Annotated in this window: 1 protein-coding gene; it reads left to right on the top strand. The window is 56.6% G+C overall.

All coding sequences use genetic code 11. The features are described 5' to 3' along the window. A partial coding sequence (gene tuf, locus JZ00_RS29660; RefSeq protein ID WP_039594739.1) for an elongation factor Tu occupies positions 1 to 987 on the top strand: 987 nt, incomplete at both ends.

Consider the following 987-nt stretch of genomic DNA (forward strand, 5'->3'; position numbering starts at 1 on the left):
GAATACGATTCGGCCGTGCGTCACTACGCACACGTTGACTGCCCAGGTCACGCCGACTACGTAAAAAACATGATCACCGGTGCTGCCCAGATGGACGGCGCGATCCTGGTTTGCTCGGCCGCCGATGGTCCGATGCCACAAACCCGTGAGCACATCCTGCTGTCCCGTCAGGTAGGTGTTCCGTACATCGTTGTCTTCCTGAACAAGGCTGACATGGTTGACGACGCTGAGCTGCTGGAACTGGTTGAGATGGAAGTGCGCGACCTGCTGAGCACTTACGACTTCCCAGGTGATGACACTCCAATCATCATCGGTTCGGCTCTGATGGCTCTGAACGGCCAAGACGACAACGAAATGGGCACCACTGCCGTCAAGAAGCTGGTGGAAACTCTGGACAGCTACATCCCAGAGCCAGAGCGTGCTATCGACAAGCCGTTCCTGATGCCAATCGAAGACGTATTCTCGATCTCCGGTCGCGGTACTGTTGTGACTGGTCGTGTTGAGCGTGGCATCGTCCGCATCCAGGAAGAAGTTGAGATCGTCGGTCTGCGCGATACTCAGAAAACTACCTGCACCGGCGTTGAAATGTTCCGCAAGCTGCTCGATGAAGGTCGTGCTGGCGAGAACTGCGGCGTGCTGCTGCGCGGCACCAAGCGTGACGACGTTGAGCGTGGCCAGGTTCTGGTCAAGCCAGGCACCGTCAAGCCGCACACCAAGTTCACCGCAGAAGTCTACGTTCTGAGCAAGGAAGAAGGCGGCCGTCATACTCCGTTCTTCAAAGGCTACCGTCCACAGTTCTACTTCCGTACAACTGACGTGACTGGTAACTGCGAGCTGCCAGAAGGCGTTGAAATGGTAATGCCAGGTGACAACATCCAGATGACTGTCACCCTGATCAAAACCATCGCGATGGAAGACGGTCTGCGTTTCGCTATCCGTGAAGGCGGTCGTACCGTCGGCGCCGGCGTCGTAGCCAAAGTCATCGAA

Source organism: Pseudomonas frederiksbergensis, from assembly GCF_000802155.2.
Taxonomy (GTDB): domain Bacteria; phylum Pseudomonadota; class Gammaproteobacteria; order Pseudomonadales; family Pseudomonadaceae; genus Aquipseudomonas; species Aquipseudomonas frederiksbergensis_A.